Consider the following 17,218-nt stretch of genomic DNA (forward strand, 5'->3'; position numbering starts at 1 on the left):
CCCGCCCGCATCGCACTATCCCGTTCCCGCGCACCCCGCGCAATTACGCAAGGCTACGGCATCGCATGACCGCGCCGCTCATCGCCCGCTTCGCCGATGCGCGCACCGCCAACCGGCTGGTCGCCGGCATTCCTGCTGCCGCACGGGTCGCCGCCACGCTGGGGGCGCTGCGGCCCGGCATGGGGCTGGTGCTGGTGAGTGAGGATGCGGCACTCCTTGCCCCCCGCACCCGCGCCGCAATCGCCCGGCTCGCCCCCGCGGTGAGCGTGACGATCACCGCGCAGCCGCCAGCGGAGGCATGGCCGGGCGAGGTGCTGGTCGATCCTGCGGCCCTTGCCGCGCTGCTGGCCGGGCGCGCGCCGCCCCCGCCTCCCCCCGCCGATCCCGATGCGGTGCTGGGCCGGATTGCGACAACCATCATCCGCGCCACCGCCAAGCCGGGTGACGGCATGATCGCGCGGCATATCAACCGCCCGCTGTCACAAGCGATCTCGGGCCAACTGCTGCGGCTGGCATGGATCCGCCCCGGCCATGCCACCGGGCTGACCGCGCTGGCGGGGCTCGCGATGTTCGCCTGCCTGATCGCTTTCCCCACCCCCGCAGGGCTTGCCGCAGGCGCGGTGCTGTTCCAGATCGCCTCGGTGATCGACGGGGTCGATGGCGAGATCGCCCGCGCCGCGCAGCGCACCTCGCGCCGCGGCGCCTCGCTCGACAGCCTGACCGATGCCGCCACCAATTGCGCCTTCCTCGCCGGGGCCGGGATCAGTCTTGCGCTGCAGGGCGATACCACCGGCGCGCTGGTCTGCGCGGGCGCGACCGGGTTGCAGGTGACCGGGCTCGCGATCCTTGGCCGGGCCGCGTGGCTGCGCGAGGGCGTGGTGCATTTCGACGGGGCGAAATCCGCGCTCGCGCCTGCGGGGCGCGGCCCTGCTCGGGCGATCAAGGACATCACCAGCCGCGATTTCTACGCCTTTGCCTTCATGCTCGCCGCCCTTGCCGGGCAGTTGAGCGCAGCCGCGGCGGTGTTCATGGCAGGATCGGCGGTGTGGCTGGCTTTCGTGCTGCTGGCCCAGCGTCAGCCCGCTCCGGCGCGGCTGATGCGATAATCGGCAAGGCTCAGCCAATAGGCGATCCGCCAGCGCATCTTGGCAAGGAAGGTCGCCTCGCGGGCATAGCGTTCGCGCGTCATCGGCTCGCTCGCCGCTTCCAGATGGTCGATCAATTCGCGCAGGGCCGCAGCCACCGCCGCATCCTCGATCCGCACCATCAGCTCCAGATTGACCCGGAAGCTGCGCTTGTCGAGATTGGCGCTGCCGACATAGGCGACATCATCCACCACCAGCAGCTTCATGTGCAGCTTGCACACGGCAAACTCGGCGATCTGCACCCCGGCGCGCAGCAGCTTGCCATAGAGCAGGCGGGCCATGTCGATCGCGGCGGAAATGTCGGACTTGCCCGCCATCACCATCCGCACCTGCCCACGCTGCGCCACCCGCCGGAACTGGCGGCGGAAGCTGCGCGGGGGTGAGAAATAGGCCGAGACGAGATCGAGCCGCTTTGCCGCGATCAGATCCTGCCGGAACACCCAGGCCCAGTGCCCGCGCCGCACCAGCGGCCCGCCGACCAGCAAGCGCACCGGGCCAGAGCCGCCCTCCCACGCCTTGACGATGTCGCGCAGGCGCCGCAGCCGCGTCACCCGGCCCGCTGCCTCGCTCGCCACCCAGTCCTTGAGCAGCGCAAACCAGCGCACGAACTGTTCCACCACCGGCCCGGTGATCGTGACCGACAGATCGCACCAGCCATTCTTGTCGGGCGCATCGAAATAGTGATCGGAGACATTGGCCCCGCCGGTGAACACCTGCGCCTCGTCGGCAATCGCGAACTTCTGGTGATTGCGCACCAGATAGCGCTTGCCCCACTTGGGCGAGAAGATCGCGAAATGACCGCCCGCCTCGGTCAGCGGCGCGAAGAATTCCGCGCCCGCATCATTGCCGAAATCATCGACGATCAGCTCCACCGCCACCCCGCGCCGCGCCGCCGCGACCAGCGCATCGCGCACGCGGGTGCCCGAGGCATCGCTGTCGAACAGATAGTAGAACACCCTGAGGCTCGCCTCGGCCCCGTCGATCAGCGCGACCAGCGCCTCCAGCCGGTCGGCCCCGTGGGGGTAGAAGGTGAATCCGTGCCCGGCCGCATCGACGCTGAAGGGATCAAGGTCGCGATAGGGCGAAGCAGGGGGAGCAGGTGGGGCCATGTCTCCCTTGTAGCGCCAAGCCTCCGCAAAGCGACAGGCCATCTGTCACAGCCTGCACCGCACATCGTGCACGGTTCACCCCGCGGTCAGAAAAGCTGTTGCAGATCATGCCTCTATGCTTAGCGGCGCACGGCACATCATGGGTGGTTTGGCAGCGGTCTGCGCGGCGCAGGTCGCGGCAGCGCAGGCAGGAACGGCGCAGGAGGTGGCTAACCCGCCCGAGCCCGCTGCGAGCGCCGAGACGATCAGCGAAATCGTGGTCGAACAGGAACGCATCGCCGACCTCAGGGCCGCGGTCGCGCTCGCCCGGACGGTCGCGGGCCGTGCCGCCTCGCGCGACCCGCTGCCGCGCTTCAATGCGCCGCTGTGCATGAGCCTCGCGATTGACGATCCCGAACGCGGGCGCCTGATCGGCCAGCGGATCATCGCCAATGCCCGCGCAGCCGGGGTCAGGATCGCCAAGCCCGGCTGCCGCCCCAATGCGCTGGTGCTGATCCGCCCCGATGTAAAGCAGTGGATCATCGACTACCGCGCCAGCGGCCGCCGCTTCATCGGGCGGCTGAAGCGCCATCAGGTCGACCGGGTGCTGCGCTCGCGCGATCCGGTCTATGTGTTCGGCGACATCGAGGTCATCAGCAGCAATCCGAGGGGGCGGCTCGACCGCACCACATACAAGAACATCCGCGCCGCTGCCGTCATGGTCGACGCGGGGGCGAGCGCGGATTTCACCCCGGTGCAGCTGGCCGATTACATCACCATGCGCCTGCTCGGCCCGACGCGCGAGATGGAGGAGATTGCCACCGGCGCACCGCGCACAATCCTCGCGCTCTATCGCCCGGCGGGGCGCTTGCAGGCAGAAATGTCGCGCTTTGATCGCACCTGGCTGGCAACGCTCTACCGGCTGCGCGCCAATGCCAATGCGATGGAAGTGGTGATGACCACCGCCCGCACACTGGCGCAGGGCGGCGCGGCGCCGGACACGCCACTAGACGCGCCCCCAGAGGCACCCCTAGAGGCACCATAGCGGGCGGGCCTGCCCCCTTTTCCTTGACTTCGCGCGGCCTCATGCCTAGCTGCGCGCTTGCCCATTCTCCCGCGATTCTGAAAAAAAGGCCGCCCATGGCACGCGTTACCGTTGAAGATTGCGTCGACAAGGTTCCGAACCGCTTCGACCTGGTGTTGCTCGCTGCGCAGCGTGCGCGCGAGATTTCGGGCGGGAGCGAGCTGACCATTGACCGCGATCGCGACAAGAACCCGGTCGTGGCGCTGCGCGAAATCGCGGAAGAAACGATCACCCCGCGCGGTCTTCACGAATCGCTCGTCACCAGCCTGCAGAAGATCCTCCCCGACGATGAAGACGAAGCCGACGAAATCGGCTCGCTCAGCCAGTCGGCCGAAGCGCTGCGCATCACCGCATCGGCCCCGGCGCGCACCTCGTCGCTGGGCGGCGATTACGACGGCTGACGATCAGCGGCGGGCTGGTGACCCGGCCCCTTTCGCTGGCCGGTCTTTGCACGCCCTTGTCGCGTCTTTGACGGCTGTTGCCGGGTTTTTGCCGGGCCGCGCCGTCTCATTGACCGTTTTCTGACACGCATCCAACCCCGCTTGCCAAGCGCAGCGGGGCGACTATCCCTTGTGGCTGTCACCAAACAGTAACACCACGAGGCCCGCGCGCATGGCATCGATTGCGATCTACAGCGTCAAGGGCGGGGTCGGGAAAACGACGCTGGCGGCCAATCTCGCATGGGTCTCGGCGACCATGTCGCGCCGCAAGACCTTGCTGTGGGATCTGGACGCGGCGAATGGATCGGGCTTTCTGCTGGGGGTCGATCCGCGCAAAAAACACAGCGCAGACAAGATGTTCGCCGAGGGAAGCGATCCCGCGCGGCTGATCCGGCCAAGCGCCTATGCGGGGCTCGATCTGTTGCCGGCGGATGAAAGCATCCGCAGCCTCGACCGCCAGCTCGACCGGCTCGGCAAGAAGAAGCGGCTCGCCAAACTGACCGCGCAGATGGCCAAGGACTATGACCGGATCATCTTCGATTGTCCCCCGGTTCTCAACGAGTTGAGCGCCCAGATCATGCGCGCGGCCGACCTCGTGATCGTGCCCCTGCCCCCCTCCCCGCTCTCGGCCCGCGCCTTCGAGGTGGTGGTCGAGGAGGTGCAGGGCAGCGGGAAGGGGCATCCGCCGATTTTGCCTGTCTTATCAATGCTCGATCTGCGCAGAACCTTGCACAAGGAGGCCCGCGAGGCCAATCCGCGCTGGCCCGCGATCCCGCTCGCCAGCGCGGTCGAGCAGTGCGCGGTGGAGCGCAAGCCTGTAGGTGCCTTCGCCCCGCGCTCGCCTGCCGCGCGGGCGATTTCCCAACTCTGGACCGCGATCGAACGCAAGCTGGCCGAGAAATAAGCCGCTTTCGCAGGTGCGGCAAACGCGCCTATAGTTGCGCTGTTCGGGTTCAAGGGGCGCAAGGGCGATGAGCGGATTTGGCGATGGTATCGGGACAGTGATCGAGGGCGGCCTGCTCAGCCGCGCGGTCGAACCGGGGGCCGGGGAAGCCAGCGGACACGCCGGAAGCCATGTCACCTGCGCCAATTGCGGCACTGAATTCACAGGACATTTCTGCCCCAACTGCGGGCAGAAGGCGCATATCCACCGCAGCCTTGCCGCGATCGGGCACGACATCATGCACGGCGTGCTGCACCTCGACGGCAAGCTGTGGGAGACGCTGCCGCTCCTCACCTTCAAGCCGGGTGATCTCACCCGCCGCTACATCGCGGGCGAACGGGCGAAGTTCGTCAGCCCGATGTCGATGTTCCTGTTCACCGTCTTCGCGATGTTTGCGGTTTTTCAGATGGTTGGCATCGGCACGCCGAGCGACCTGTCGAACGATCTGTTCGGTGCGGACAAGGATGATCCGTTCCGGAGCCAGGTGATCGAACAGATCAACACGCTGGAGAAGGAGCGGCTGGCGCTTCCTGCCCAAAGCCCCCGCCGGACTGAGATCGATAACCAGCTCAAAGGCCTCAATTATGTGCTCACCAAGGCAGGGAGCGATGGCAGCGGATCGGACAGTTCGGTCAGTATGACCACCGGCATCGACTGGCTCGACAAGGGGTTGATCGCCAAGTGGAAGAAGAACCCCAGCCTGATGCTCTACAAGCTGCAATCGAATGGCTACAAATTCAGCTGGTTGCTGATCCCGCTCTCGATCCCCTTCGTGTGGCTGATGTTCGCCTGGCGGCGGCAGTACAAGGCCTATGACCACGCGGTGTTCGTGACCTATTCGCTGAGTTTCATGTCACTGCTGTTTATCGTGATGTCGATCCTCAGCACGGTGCCGGGGGGCGGAGCCTGGGCCGCGCTGCTGTTCCTGTTCGGGGTGCCGCTGCATCTCTACAAGCAGCTGCGCCATGCCTATGGCCTGAGCCGGTTCTCGGCCTTCTGGCGGCTATGCGTGCTGCTGTTCTTCTCGATGCAGATCGTGCTGACGCTGTTCCTGCTGATCGTGGGTGCGCTCGGAGCGTTTTGAGATCGCGGCCTAGGCCGCAGCCGCCGGGCAGACCGCGACGGTCTGGTGCCGCTGATCGATGAGGACACGCTGCCCCGCGAGCGCCTGCGCCCCGACCAGCACTTCGGGATAGGCCTCGGCCACTCGCACAGTCGCTGCCTCCAGCGTCGCATCGCCGAGGCGGAGCGGGCTCGCCAGCCGTCCCGAGAATGACGGAATGCGCGAGTTGGTGAGGCTGACATTCCCCGCCGGCTGGAGCGGGGTGCCGCCGAGTTGATCGTAGAGCGCCGTCGGCATCATCACCATCACATCCGCGCCGGTATCGAGATTGGCGGTGGTGGCCATGCTGCCGAGCGTCACCGGAATGCGGAAGGCGCGATCATAGGCCAGCGCGCCCGGCTGATCCGCTGCCAGCGCCCGTCCGGTGAAGTAGCGCAGTCGCTTGGCCGGAAAGTCGATCACGAGCAGGCCATCGGCAAAGAACCCGCGCCCGAGAATTCCGGAAAAGGCCGCCGCGTCGGAAACCCTGCTGCGATAATCGCGGGCGATGAGGGTGATGTCCTGATGCGCCAGCCCAGCCAGCGTCAGGCTGGAGAGACGCACCGTATCGACCTTGGCGGTTGCCACGCCGTCAGAGGTCTGGCTGCTCTCCCCCGGCGGCAGGCCCAGCTCGGCCACGAGGCTCGCATCGATCCGGCCAACCCCGCTTGCCCCGGTATCGACGGCAAAGACGAACGGCCCTTTACCGTCGACCACAACGTCGAGGTAGATTCGCCCCTCGATGGTGCGGAACGGAACGTCGACCGCAGCGCCGGTCATGTCCGTCGCGGTCAGCTCTGCGGCGAGCGCGCAGGCCGGGCTGGTAGCTTCGGGCTCGGCAGACAAGACCTGCCCGACAGGCAGAGCGAGCACGAGGCCGGCGAGCCCCCACCGGATTGAATGCAGCACGGCCTACCCCCTCTGATTGCGTGCTAGCGTATTAGCACGGCAATACAGAAGGAGTCAAAGGTGCGGGCCGATCAAGCCCCCTGCGGAGCCTCGTCGCCGCCTGCGTCCTTGGCGCCGAAACGCTTGCCCGCCTTGGGGATCGCCGAGCCACGCACGGGTGCGGCAATCATCGGCCCCCGCGGCGCGTCAGGACGGTCGATCTTGCCGTTTTCAAGCAGCGACTTGATCTCCTCGCCCGTCAGCGTCTCATATTCGAGCAGCGCCTGCGCGAGCAGATGGAGCTGATCCTCGTTGGTCCTGAGGATGTCGGTCGCACGGGCATGAGCGCCTTCGACCAGCCCCTTGATCTCGGTGTCGATCAGCTCGTTGGTCTTGCCCGAGCGGAAGGTGCGCTGGGCGGCGCCCATGCCGAGGTAACCCTCGGACTGTTCCTCGTACTGGAGCGGGCCGAGCTTGTCCGACATACCCCACTGGGTCACCATGTTGCGCGCCAGGCTGGTGGCGTACTGGATGTCGGACGACGCGCCCGAGCTGACCTTGTCATGGCCGAAGATGATCTCTTCCGCCACGCGGCCACCCATCGCGACCGAGAGGTTCGCGTGCATCTTGTCACGGTGGTAAGAATAGGAATCACGCTCCGGCAGGCGCATCACCATGCCCAGCGCACGGCCGCGCGGGATGATGGTGGCCTTGTGGATCGGATCGGACGCGGCTTCATGCACCGAGACGATCGCGTGGCCAGCCTCGTGATAGGCGGTCATGCGCTTTTCGTCGTCGGTCATCACCATCGAGCGGCGCTCGGCGCCCATCATGACCTTGTCCTTGGCGTCCTCAAACTCCTGCATCGCCACCAGCCGCTTGTTGCGGCGCGCGGCGAGGAGGGCTGCCTCGTTGACGAGGTTGGCAAGGTCCGCGCCCGAGAAGCCCGGCGTGCCGCGCGCGATCACGCGGGGGTTCACATCGGGGGCCAGCGGCACCTTCTTCATGTGCACGCCGAGGATCTTCTCGCGGCCATCAATGTCGGGCACCGGCACCACGACCTGACGGTCAAAGCGGCCCGGACGCAGCAGCGCAGGGTCGAGCACATCGGGACGGTTGGTCGCGGCGATGATGATGATGCCTTCGTTGGCCTCGAAACCGTCCATCTCGACCAGCAGCTGGTTCAGCGTCTGCTCGCGCTCGTCGTTCGAATTGCCAAGGCCATGGCCGCGCGAGCGACCGACCGCGTCGATTTCGTCGATGAAGACGATGCAGGGCGCGTTCTTCTTGGCCTGTTCGAACATATCGCGCACGCGGCTCGCGCCGACGCCGACGAACATTTCGACGAAGTCCGAGCCCGAGATAGTGAAGAACGGCACGCCCGCCTCACCCGCGATGGCGCGGGCGAGCAGGGTCTTGCCGGTGCCCGGCGAACCGACCAGCAGCGCGCCCTTGGGGATCTGGCCGCCAAGCTTGGAGAAGCGCTGCGGATCGCGCAGGAACTCGACGATTTCCTGCAATTCCTCGCGCGCTTCGTCGATCCCGGCAACATCGTCGAAAGTGACGCGGCCCGAACGCTCGGTCAGCATCTTGGCCTTGGACTTGCCGAAGCCCATCGCGCCGCCGCCGCCGCCCTTCTGCACCTGACGCAGCGCGAAGAAGGCAATCCCGAGGATCAGGATGAACGGCAGCGAATTCAGCAGGATGAACAACAGGACATTCTGCCCTTCGCGCTGCTTGCCGGTGAAGCGCACGCCGTTATCTTCCATCAGCTTGGTGATTTCGATGTCATTGGGCACCGGCACCGTGCTGAAGGACTCGCCATTCTTGAGGGTGCCGGTGATGAGCTCGTCGCTCATCTGCACATCCTGCACTTCGCCTTCGGCCACAGCCGCGCGGAAATCGGAATAGCGGATCGCGGTGCCGGTCGCCTGACCAGCATTGCTGAACATGGTCACGACCAGCAGCAGGGCGAGGAAAATCCCGCCCCAGATCATCAGCTGCTTGACCCAGGGGTTGGGGCCATCGCCTTGCGGCTGGGGATCGTTTTGCTGACTCATCGCGAGGAAATCCTTTCGTGCGCCAATAATGTAGGATGCCACGGCTGAATGGCAAGATAATGCGCCCCTTGGGCTGCGATGCTAATTTTCGAACAGCGTGATGCGATTTATCGATGGTCGTGCGAAGCTGTGGGGGCAGCATAGGCCGCCAGAAACACCTCAACCGCGCCTTCGATCCGCTCGCGCACGGTCTCGGCCGCGACGTCTGCGCCGAAGCGCCGTTCGAGATCACCCATGCCCTTGCAAAGCGACACAAATTGTTCGGCGGCCAGCAGCGGATCGGCGATGCGCAAGGCGCCGGCCTCAACCTCGTGACTGAGATAGGCGGCAAAGGCGTGCTTCATGCGCCACGGCCCGGCGGCAAGAAAGGCGACGCCGATGGTCGGCTCGTGCTCGGTCTCGGCAGCGATGCGGCGGTCGAAACGGATCATCTCGGGGCGGGCAAGGAAGGCGACAACTGCCTCGCCGATTGCGGTCAGGCGTTGGCGAATCGAGCCGGACGGCATGGCATCGAGCGAGAAATAGCCCCGCATCTTCTCGCACTCGCACTCGACAGCGGCAGCGAACAGCGCGCGCTTGTCGCCGAACTGGTTGTAGATCGTGACCTTCGAAACCCCCGCATCAGTCGCGATCTGCTCGATCGCGGTGGCGGCAAAACCGTGATGAAAGAAGTGATGCGCGGCTGTCTCGACGATGGCCGCGCGCTTGGCCGCGTCAAGCGGACGCCCGGCGCGGCGCGAGCACACGTTTTTTTTCGCAACTGATGATTCGTCGATTGACAAAATGAACGGCCCCGTTCAATTAAACGCCACCGTTCAATATTGGGCCGCACGGCTCAGGATTGCAACCCTCCCTTGTCGCAGAGGTTCCCCCGCACGTGCTGTGGATCGCCATCAGGATGCTCACCGGTGATGCCCAGAAGTTCTACGGGCTGCTGTTCGGCATCGCCTTTTCGACCCTGCTGATCACCCAGCAGATGACGATCTTCGTCAACCTCGTCGAACGCGGGGCGAGCGGGGTCTACAATGCGCCCGAGGCCGAGGTCTGGGTGATGGACCCGGTCAGCCGCACCACCGACGTCAGCTACGCCATGCCTTCAACTGCGCTCGACAAGGTGCGCGCGGTGAAGGGCGTGGAATGGGCCGTGCCGCACCTGCGCGCGCAGGCCAATGTCCGCACCTCCGACGGCGACCTTGAAGGCGTGGGGGTGATCGGTGTGGACGATGCAACGCTGATCGGCCTGCCCAAGCGCATGGCGGTGGGCGACAAGTCGGTGTTCTTCGCTCCCGATACGGTCGTGATCGACGATGTCGGCACCACGCGCCTGTTCCCCAGCGCCGAGGAGGCGATGGGCAAGCGGCTTGAGCTCAACGACCAGCGCGCCGTGATCCGCGGCATTTCCGACGCGATCCCGAGCTTCACCAGCACCGTGGTGCTCTACACCCGCTATTCCAACGCGCTGAACTTCGTCCCTGGCACGCGCAACCGGCTGAGCTTTGTGCTGGTCGGCATTTCCCCCGGCGAAACCCCCGAAGGCGTCGCCGCACGGATCGAGGAGACCACCGGTCTGAAAGCTGAGACCCGCAACGAATTCGCCCGCGCCGGGATCGATTTCATCATCGAGAACACTGGTATCCCGACCAATTTCGGCATCACCGTGTTTCTCGGTTTCGTCGTCGGCGTGGCAATCGTCGGCCTGACCTTCAGCCTGTTCCTGCGCGACAACATCAAGCAATTCGGCGCCTTGAAGGCGATCGGCGTCACCAATCGCAAGATCGTGCAGATGGTCGCCGCGCAGGCCGGGATGGTCGGCACCATCGGCTATGCGCTGGGCGTGATCGGCACGGTCGCCTTCATCAAGGGCTTCGGCTCCAACCCCTTCTTCAAGGGCTTCTACATCCCCTGGCAGATCCCGCTGATCAGCCTGGCGGCGGTGGTCGTGATCCTCGCCATCACCGGCTTCATCGCGATCCGATCCGTCCTGAAGACCGAACCGGCGGCGGTGTTCCGGTGAGCGAGACAACCATCATGGACACCCCAGGCAGCAGCGCCTGCGCCCCCGAAGCGGCCATCTGCGCGCGCGGCATCATCCGCGATTTCGAGGCGGGGCAGACCACCATCCGCGTCCTCCACGGGATCGACACCGACATCCGTTCCGGCGAGCTGACCTATGTCGTGGGCGAGAGCGGGTCGGGCAAGACCACCCTCATCTCGATCATGTGCGGCATCCTGTGGCCGACCGAGGGCGAGGTGAAGGTGTTCGGCACAGACATCTACAAGCTGTCGGATACTGATCTGGTCAATTTCCGCCTCAAGAACATCGGCTTCATCTTCCAGCAGTACAACCTCATCCCCTCGATCGACGTGGCCTCCAATGCCGCCGTGCCGCTGATCGCGCAGGGGATGCCGCGCGAGGAAGCGCGCGAAAAGGCCAAGGTGCTGCTCGACAAGCTCAACATCGGCAATCAGGCCGACAAGCTGCCGCGCCAGCTTTCGGGCGGGCAGCAGCAGCGCGTCGCCATCGCCCGCGCCCTCGTTCACGAGCCGCGGCTGGTGGTGTGTGACGAGCCGACCGCCGCGCTCGATGCCTCCTCGGGCCGCCGGGTGATGGACCTGCTGCGCGAGGTGGCGGTCGCGCCGGATCGCGCCTGCATCATCGTCACTCACGACAACCGCATCTTCGATCTGGCCGACCGGATCATCGTGCTTGAAGACGGTCGCATCACCCATGACGGCAAGGAAATGCCCGATGGTCACTGATCGCCGCCCCCTCTCCCTCTCCCTCTCCCTCTCCCTCTCCCTCCCGAACCCGCCGAGGACGCCATGCCCCGCAATCTAAGTTTTGCCCGCCAGATCCTTCCGGCCCTAGCGCTGCTCGGCCTTGCGGTGGCCGTGTGGCTGATCCTTGTCGGCCTGCCCGACCGTTCGACCGCCGAACCGGGTGAGCAGCCGCCCAAGGCCGTGGGCAAGCTCGCCAACGAACCGCGCGTGGCGGGCGCCGGCGTGGTCGAACCCTCGAGCGAGGTGATCGACATCGGCTCGGCGCTGTCGGGCCTTGTCACCGATGTGCGCGTGCGTCCGGGCGACCGCGTGGCGAAGGGCGATGTGCTGTTCACGGTCGATGCCCGCGCTGCCCGTGCGAGCCTCGATCAGGCCAATGCCGCGATCGGTGAAGCGCGCGCGGCCATCGCCGAAGCCGCCGCCGCGCAAGCCACCGCGCGCCAGCAGCTGGCGCTCTACCGCGGGCTTGCCGATCCGGCTGCCGTGAGCCGCGCCGAGGTGATCCGCGCCGAGGGCGAAGAGGCCGCCGCCACCAGCCGCCTCGGCCTTGCCCGTGCGCGCCTTGCCGCTGCCCAATCGGGCGCTGCCGCTGCGCGCACCGAAATCGAACGCCTCACCATCCGCGCGCCGATTTCGGGCGAGATCCTTGCGGTCAACATCCGCAGCGGCGAATTCGTTGCCACCCAGGGCGGCGGCAATTCCCAGCCCTTCATCCAGATGGGCGAGACCAACCCGCTCCACGTGCGGATCGATATCGACGAGAACGAGATCAGCCGGGTCGCGCTCGGCCAGCCCGCCGTCATCAGCCCGCGCGGGGCCGCCGAGATGCACGTCAATGCCACCTTCGTGCGCGCCGAGCCGCAGGTGGTGCCCAAGCGCTCGCTCACCAACTCCGCCGCCGAACGCGTCGACGTGCGTGTGCTCCAGCTGATCTATGCCCTGCCCCCGTCCGAGGCGTTCCGGGTGGGCCAGCAGATCGATGCCTTCATCCCGGCCAAGGCCGCTGCGGCCAAGAGCGAGAAGTAGGGCCATGCGCCGCCTCAACCTGACCGGGGTTGCCCTGCTGCCGCTGGCGCTCGCCGCCTGCGCCCTGCAGCCTGCACCCGAGATCGCCACGCCCACCCCGGAGCTGGCCCCGGCCTACTTCTTCCGGCCCGAGGAAGGCACCGCCACCGCGCTCGCCGCTCTGCTGCCCGAGGGCGACCCGGCCTACCGGACGCTTTCTGCCGCCGCGCTGGCCGATGCGCCGAGCCTTGCCGAAGCCGCTGCGCGGATCGATGCCGCTCGCGCCGGCGCACGCCGCGCCGGGGCCGAGCGCCTGCCCAATATCACCGCCGATGCCGATGTCACCCGCAACCGCATCAACCCCGCGCAGTTCGGGGCCGCGGGCCAGCAGGGCTTCATCCCGCGCGAACAGACCGCTTACGGCGCGAACATCACCGCGAGCTGGGATCCCGACATCTTCGGGCGATTGAAGGCCGAGGAACGCGCCGCCATCGCCCGGATCGATGCCGCCACCGCGCAGGCGCAAGGCGTGCGGCTGGCGCTGCTCGCCGAAATCGCCGCGAGCGTGATCGACTGGCGCGTGATCGAAGCGCGCGCCGCCGAGATCCGCTCCGATGCCGAGGCGGCCGATGCTCTCGCCCGGCTGGCGAAGGTGCGTGAAGATGCAGGGATCGCGCCGGGCTTTGACCGGGTGCGCGCCGAGGCCACGGCGAGTGCCTCGGCCACGCGCCTCGCAGCGCTCGAGAGCGAGCGCGCGCGCCTGATCGGGCGGCTGGTGACGCTGACCGGTCAAGGCACCGCGGCGGTCACCGCGGCGCTGGCCACCCCCGGCGCGCCGCTGGAGCTTGCCGCTGCCCCCGCAACGCTGCCGTCCGATCTGCTCGCCAACCGGCCCGATGTTGCCGCTGCCGCCGCCAACCTCGCCGCCAGCGATGCCGATCTTGCCGCTGCCGCCCGCGCGCGCTTCCCGCGCATCACGCTGTCGGGGGTGATCGGGCTGCTGGCCTTCGATCCGGAAGACCTGTTCGACGATTCGATCATCGGCACGCTCACCGCCGGGATCGCCGGGCCGCTGCTCGATTTCGGACGCGTCGGCGCCGGGATCGATGCTGCCGCTGCCGACAAGCGCGCTGCCTTCGCCGCCTATCGCGGGGCGGTTTATCAAGCCCTTGGCGATGCCGAGGCGGCCTATGGCGTGGTCACCGCCGCTGATGCCGAGGCCAAGCTCGCCGTCGCCCAGCGCGATCAGCTGACCCGCGCCGCCGCGATTGCCGAGACGCGCTACAAGGCCGGGCTCGCCAGCTTCCTCGAAGTGCTCGAAGCCCGCCGCGCGGCGGATTCAAGCGGCGAGGCCGCTGCTGCTGCCCTGGGCCGATCCGCGCGCGCGCGGGTGGTGCTGTGGCAGGCGCTCGGCGGGGAGCCAGCGGCGACCGACTAGGCCTGCTGCCAGCGCGCGACCACGTCCGCGCCGTCATCCGCACTCGAACGCACTGCGCCCGGCGTGCGGCTGAACCGCGGCGCGGGCGCGGTGTGCCAAATGCCGTCATGCTCCACGTAAGCGCCGCGCGCCTTCATGTGCGGGTGCTCGCGCGCCTCCTCGATCCCGAGCACCGGGGCAAAGCAGGCGTCGCTGCCTTCCAAAAGGTCGCACCATTCAGCTTGCGTCTTCGTGAGGAACAGCGCTGCCAGCTTGTCGGCATAGTCGTCCCAGTTGGCCGGGTTCATCTGACCCTGCGCCAGTTCCTCCGGCGCACCCGCCTTGGCGAGCATTTCGGCATAGAACTGCGGCTCGATCGACCCGAGCGAGATTTCCTTGCCGTCAGCGCACTTGAAGCAGCGGTAGAAATGCGCCGCGCCGCCGAGCATTCCCTTGCCGCGCTCGGTGCTGAGATGCGGCACCTGGCGCACCCCGAAGAAGAAGCTCATCAGGCTGGTCGCCCCGTCGACGATGGCGGCATCGACGACCTGACCCTTGCCCGACTTTTCGCGTTCATAAAGCGCGGCCATGATCCCGAAGGCGCAATACATCGACCCGCCGCCGAAATCGCCAACGAGGTTCTGCGGCGGGGTCGCGGTCTCGCCCGCCTTGCCCACGGCGGCGAGCGCGCCGGTGATGGCGATGTAGTTGATGTCGTGCCCGGCGGCCTGCGCCAGCGGGCCTTCCTGCCCCCAGCCGGTCATGCGGGCATAGACAAGCCGCGGGTTGGCTTCGAGCAGCACATCCGGCCCCAGTCCCAGCCGCTCCATCACCCCGGGGCGGAAGCCTTCGATCAGGACGTCGGCAGCAGCTGCGGCAGCGCGAACCTGGGCCTTGCCCTCCTCGCTCTTGAGATCAACCGCCAGCCGATGCCGCGCCCGTTCGACCACCGGGTTGCTGGCCGCACTTCCCGGCCGGTCGATGCGAACAACCTCGGCCCCGAGATCGGCGAGCAGCATGGCAACGTGCGGCCCCGGCCCGATCCCGGCAAATTCGATGACCTTGAGGCCCGCCAGCGGCCCGGACGTGTGCTGCATGATAATGTCTCTCCCGAACAGTCTGGGCGGGTCATTGCAAAGCCGCTGCGCGCTGGCAAGCTAACGACTTTGCGCCATGTAGACGGAAAGGGGGCAGCGGGAATGGGCGGAGGGAATGGGGCGGCGGGATTGGTCGTGAATGGATGCAATCGGTAACCTTAAGCGTGGCGCAACTTGTTCAGGTTAGGTAGCGCTCTGCAAATTGGCGAAGGCGAAAGGTGTGATGCAAATCCATCCGGTGATCCTGTGCGGTGGCAGCGGCACACGGCTGTGGCCGGTCAGCCGCAAGGCGGTGCCCAAGCCGTTCCTGCCGCTGGTCGGGGACGAGACCCTGTTCGAACAGGCGGTGCGCCGGGTGGCAGGCGATGATCGCTTCGCTCCGCCGATGGTCGTCGCCGGCGCGGATCATGCCGATCTCATCATGGCGCAGCTGGGCGATACGCCGGGCGCGCGGCTGGTGGTCGAACCCTGCGCCCGCAACACCGCGCCTGCCATCGCGCTCGCCGCCTGCTTGCTGCCGGAAGACGCGGTGATGCTGGTCTGCCCGAGCGATCATCACATTGCCGACAGGGACGCCTTCCTCGCCGCGGCCCTCGCCGCTGCCGCGCTGGCGCGTGAGAACTATCTCGTGAGCTTCGGCATCGCGGCCGACCGCCCCGAAACCGGCTACGGCTATCTCCAGCGCGGCGCGCCGCTGGCGGGCGGCTATGCGATCCGCCGCTTTGTCGAGAAGCCCGATCTGGCGCGCGCGACAGAATATCTGGCGAGCGGGGATTACAGCTGGAACGGCGGGATCTTCGCCTTTCGCGCCGGACACCTGCTCGCCGAACTCGCCGCCTACCGGCCCGACATGGCGCGGCTGGTGGCCGAGGCGGTCAAAGGCGGCATCACCGATGGAGCGCGATTCCACCCGGCAAGCGAGCCCTTCGCTGCGATCGTCGGGGCTTCGATTGACTATGCGGTGATGGAAAACACCGCCCGCGCCGCCATGGTGCCAGCCGACATGGGGTGGTCGGACATCGGCAGCTGGGCCGCGATTGCCGAAGCGCTCGAAGGCGCAGCGGACGCGAGCGGCAATCTGGCGCGGGGCAAGGGCGCGGTCGACTTCGCGCAATGCAAGGACGTCCTCGCGCTGACCGATGGGCCGCGCGTTTCGGCCGTGGGGCTGGAGGGCGTGTGCATCATCGTTCAGGACGGCGAAGTGCTCGTCACCACACGTGAGGCAGCGCAGCTCGTCGGCAAGCTGCCCGGAGCCCTCGTCCAGTGAACGCCCCCGCGTTCCGCCCCCGCCAGCTGGCGACCCGGATGGTCGACAAGGTCTGGGGTCGGGACGTGCTGCCCGCGCCCTTCGCCGCGCCAGGCGGCAAGCGGATCGGCGAGATCTGGTTCGAGCCACCGCCCGAAATGCCGCAGGTGCTGATCAAATACCTGTTCACCTCCGAAAAGCTCTCTGTGCAGGTGCACCCCTCGGACAGCAACGCGCTTCCCGGCGAGGCGGGCAAGGAAGAGTGCTGGCTGGTGCTCGATGCCGAGCCGGACGCGCGCCTCGCCATCGGGTTCGAGCGCAATGTCGCCCCGGATGAAATCGCCGCCGCTGCGCAGGACGGCACGATCGAAAGCCTGCTCACCTGGCATCCCGCCCGGCCCGGCGATCTGTTCTACCTGCCCGCAGGCACCGTCCATGCCATCGGCCCCGGCCTGTCGCTGGTCGAAGTGCAGCAGGCCAGCGATACGACCTTCCGGCTTTATGACTATGGCCGCCCGCGCGAGCTGCATGTGGAGCGAGCCCTCGCTGTCGCGCGCGGCGCGCCCTATGAGCCAGCCAACAAGCGTTCGATTGCCGAGGGGCAGGCGCTGGTCGACGGCCCGCATTTCCGGCTCGACCGGGTGACCGGCGCGCCCGATGCGGCGACGCTGGCGGCCTATCCGGGCGCGCTGCTGGTGCTGCCGCTGGCAGGCGAAGTGCGTGCGGAAGACGGTTCAGCCACGGCAGGCCCCGGGGAATGTCTCTTCGCCCCCAGCCTTGCCAGCCTCGATTTCGGCAGCGCTGAGGTGACCCTGCTGACCCGCGCGGCGTGACGGCCGCTTCCGATCGGAACGTGTCTCAGCGTTGAAGCTCTGCCATTGGGTGGCCTAAGGAAATATACTTGCGTTGTGCAGTGCAACAG

16 protein-coding genes are annotated in these 17,218 nt (G+C 67.1%); 11 read left to right on the forward strand and 5 right to left on the reverse strand.

Features of this window, described 5'->3' with window-relative positions; genetic code table 11:
• Window positions 1–65 precede the first annotated feature (65 nt).
• Window positions 66–1,106 carry a CDP-alcohol phosphatidyltransferase family protein gene (locus PS060_RS03165; RefSeq protein WP_273985400.1) on the forward strand — a complete coding sequence of 347 codons (1,041 nt, stop codon included), beginning with the start codon at window positions 66–68 and terminating at the stop codon, window positions 1,104–1,106.
• Here the strand turns inward: PS060_RS03165 and PS060_RS03170 are convergent.
• Complete coding sequence (locus PS060_RS03170) at window positions 1,076–2,254, reverse strand: phospholipase D-like domain-containing protein (protein WP_273985401.1); 1,179 nt, start codon at window positions 2,252–2,254, stop codon at window positions 1,076–1,078. The two genes, PS060_RS03165 and PS060_RS03170, sit on opposite strands and share 31 nt — an antisense overlap.
• 139 nt (window positions 2,255–2,393) lie before the next feature.
• Between PS060_RS03170 and PS060_RS03175 the strand changes: the two genes are divergently transcribed.
• The 4 genes from PS060_RS03175 (at window position 2,394) to PS060_RS03190 (ending at window position 5,784) form a co-directional block, all read left to right on the forward strand.
• Window positions 2,394–3,278, forward strand: coding sequence for a hypothetical protein (locus tag PS060_RS03175; RefSeq protein WP_273985402.1), 885 nt, complete (start codon window positions 2,394–2,396; stop codon window positions 3,276–3,278).
• A 95-nt stretch (window positions 3,279–3,373) separates the two neighbouring features.
• Complete coding sequence (rpoZ, locus tag PS060_RS03180) at window positions 3,374–3,718, forward strand: DNA-directed RNA polymerase subunit omega (RefSeq protein ID WP_141457295.1); 345 nt, start codon at window positions 3,374–3,376, stop codon at window positions 3,716–3,718.
• A 211-nt stretch (window positions 3,719–3,929) separates the two neighbouring features.
• Window positions 3,930–4,661: a ParA family protein gene (locus tag PS060_RS03185; protein WP_273985403.1), complete on the forward strand. Its 732-nt coding sequence runs from the start codon at window positions 3,930–3,932 to the stop codon at window positions 4,659–4,661.
• 67 nt (window positions 4,662–4,728) lie between these two features.
• The gene (locus PS060_RS03190) at window positions 4,729–5,784 is read left to right on the forward strand and encodes a DUF3667 domain-containing protein (RefSeq protein ID WP_273985404.1); all 1,056 of its coding nucleotides are present in this window, start codon (window positions 4,729–4,731) and stop codon (window positions 5,782–5,784) included.
• A 9-nt stretch (window positions 5,785–5,793) separates the two neighbouring features.
• Here the strand turns inward: PS060_RS03190 and PS060_RS03195 are convergent, their stop codons facing one another.
• The 3 genes from PS060_RS03195 to PS060_RS03205 form a co-directional block, all read right to left on the reverse strand.
• Window positions 5,794–6,711: an aspartyl protease family protein gene (locus PS060_RS03195; RefSeq protein ID WP_273985405.1), complete on the reverse strand. Its 918-nt coding sequence runs from the start codon at window positions 6,709–6,711 to the stop codon at window positions 5,794–5,796.
• A gap of 71 nt (window positions 6,712–6,782) precedes the next feature.
• On the reverse strand, window positions 6,783–8,750 hold the full coding sequence (gene ftsH, locus PS060_RS03200; RefSeq protein WP_273985407.1) for an ATP-dependent zinc metalloprotease FtsH: 1,968 nt from the start codon (window positions 8,748–8,750) through the stop codon (window positions 6,783–6,785).
• A gap of 107 nt (window positions 8,751–8,857) precedes the next feature.
• On the reverse strand, window positions 8,858–9,496 hold the full coding sequence (locus PS060_RS03205) for a TetR/AcrR family transcriptional regulator (RefSeq protein WP_273985408.1): 639 nt from the start codon (window positions 9,494–9,496) through the stop codon (window positions 8,858–8,860).
• Window positions 9,497–9,627: 131 nt separating this feature from the next.
• Here PS060_RS03205 and PS060_RS03210 point away from each other — a divergent pair, with 131 nt between their 5' ends.
• From PS060_RS03210 to PS060_RS03225, 4 genes are all read left to right on the forward strand, one after another.
• The gene (locus PS060_RS03210; protein ID WP_273985409.1) at window positions 9,628–10,764 is read left to right on the forward strand and encodes an ABC transporter permease; all 1,137 of its coding nucleotides are present in this window, start codon (window positions 9,628–9,630) and stop codon (window positions 10,762–10,764) included.
• Window positions 10,761–11,510 carry an ABC transporter ATP-binding protein gene (locus PS060_RS03215; protein WP_273985410.1) on the forward strand — a complete coding sequence of 250 codons (750 nt, stop codon included), beginning with the start codon at window positions 10,761–10,763 and terminating at the stop codon, window positions 11,508–11,510. The genes PS060_RS03210 and PS060_RS03215 overlap by 4 nt, the downstream gene beginning before the upstream one ends.
• 63 nt (window positions 11,511–11,573) lie before the next feature.
• Window positions 11,574–12,557, forward strand: a complete 984-nt coding sequence (locus tag PS060_RS03220; RefSeq protein WP_273985412.1) for an efflux RND transporter periplasmic adaptor subunit — start codon at window positions 11,574–11,576, stop codon at window positions 12,555–12,557.
• A gap of 4 nt (window positions 12,558–12,561) precedes the next feature.
• Window positions 12,562–13,974 carry an efflux transporter outer membrane subunit gene (locus PS060_RS03225; RefSeq protein WP_273985414.1) on the forward strand — a complete coding sequence of 471 codons (1,413 nt, stop codon included), beginning with the start codon at window positions 12,562–12,564 and terminating at the stop codon, window positions 13,972–13,974.
• Here the strand turns inward: PS060_RS03225 and PS060_RS03230 are convergent.
• Window positions 13,971–15,050 (reverse strand): CaiB/BaiF CoA transferase family protein, encoded by a 1,080-nt coding sequence (locus PS060_RS03230; RefSeq protein ID WP_273985415.1) that lies wholly within the window; start codon window positions 15,048–15,050, stop codon window positions 13,971–13,973. The two genes, PS060_RS03225 and PS060_RS03230, sit on opposite strands and share 4 nt — an antisense overlap.
• 220 nt (window positions 15,051–15,270) lie before the next feature.
• Between PS060_RS03230 and PS060_RS03235 the strand changes: the two genes are divergently transcribed.
• Both PS060_RS03235 and PS060_RS03240 read left to right on the forward strand, forming a co-directional pair.
• Complete coding sequence (locus PS060_RS03235; RefSeq protein WP_273985416.1) at window positions 15,271–16,317, forward strand: mannose-1-phosphate guanylyltransferase; 1,047 nt, start codon at window positions 15,271–15,273, stop codon at window positions 16,315–16,317.
• A gap of 38 nt (window positions 16,318–16,355) precedes the next feature.
• Window positions 16,356–17,129 (forward strand): class I mannose-6-phosphate isomerase, encoded by a 774-nt coding sequence (locus PS060_RS03240; protein ID WP_273986834.1) that lies wholly within the window; start codon window positions 16,356–16,358, stop codon window positions 17,127–17,129.
• Window positions 17,130–17,218 lie beyond the last annotated feature (89 nt).

Origin of the sequence: Erythrobacter sp. BLCC-B19 (assembly GCF_028621955.1) — a bacterium.
Classification (GTDB): domain Bacteria; phylum Pseudomonadota; class Alphaproteobacteria; order Sphingomonadales; family Sphingomonadaceae; genus Erythrobacter.

Coding starts and splice junctions, on each gene's coding strand:
- PS060_RS03165 (WP_273985400.1), top strand. CDS start 66: ATGACCGCGCCGCTCATCGCCCGCTTCGCCGATGCGCGCACCGCCAAC.
- PS060_RS03170 (WP_273985401.1), bottom strand. CDS start 2,254: ATGGCCCCACCTGCTCCCCCTGCTTCGCCCTATCGCGACCTTGATCCC.
- PS060_RS03175 (WP_273985402.1), top strand. CDS start 2,394: ATGGGTGGTTTGGCAGCGGTCTGCGCGGCGCAGGTCGCGGCAGCGCAG.
- rpoZ (WP_141457295.1), top strand. CDS start 3,374: ATGGCACGCGTTACCGTTGAAGATTGCGTCGACAAGGTTCCGAACCGC.
- PS060_RS03185 (WP_273985403.1), top strand. CDS start 3,930: ATGGCATCGATTGCGATCTACAGCGTCAAGGGCGGGGTCGGGAAAACG.
- PS060_RS03190 (WP_273985404.1), top strand. CDS start 4,729: ATGAGCGGATTTGGCGATGGTATCGGGACAGTGATCGAGGGCGGCCTG.
- ftsH (WP_273985407.1), bottom strand. CDS start 8,750: ATGAGTCAGCAAAACGATCCCCAGCCGCAAGGCGATGGCCCCAACCCC.
- PS060_RS03220 (WP_273985412.1), top strand. CDS start 11,574: ATGCCCCGCAATCTAAGTTTTGCCCGCCAGATCCTTCCGGCCCTAGCG.
- PS060_RS03225 (WP_273985414.1), top strand. CDS start 12,562: ATGCGCCGCCTCAACCTGACCGGGGTTGCCCTGCTGCCGCTGGCGCTC.
- PS060_RS03230 (WP_273985415.1), bottom strand. CDS start 15,050: ATGCAGCACACGTCCGGGCCGCTGGCGGGCCTCAAGGTCATCGAATTT.
- PS060_RS03240 (WP_273986834.1), top strand. CDS start 16,356: ATGGTCGACAAGGTCTGGGGTCGGGACGTGCTGCCCGCGCCCTTCGCC.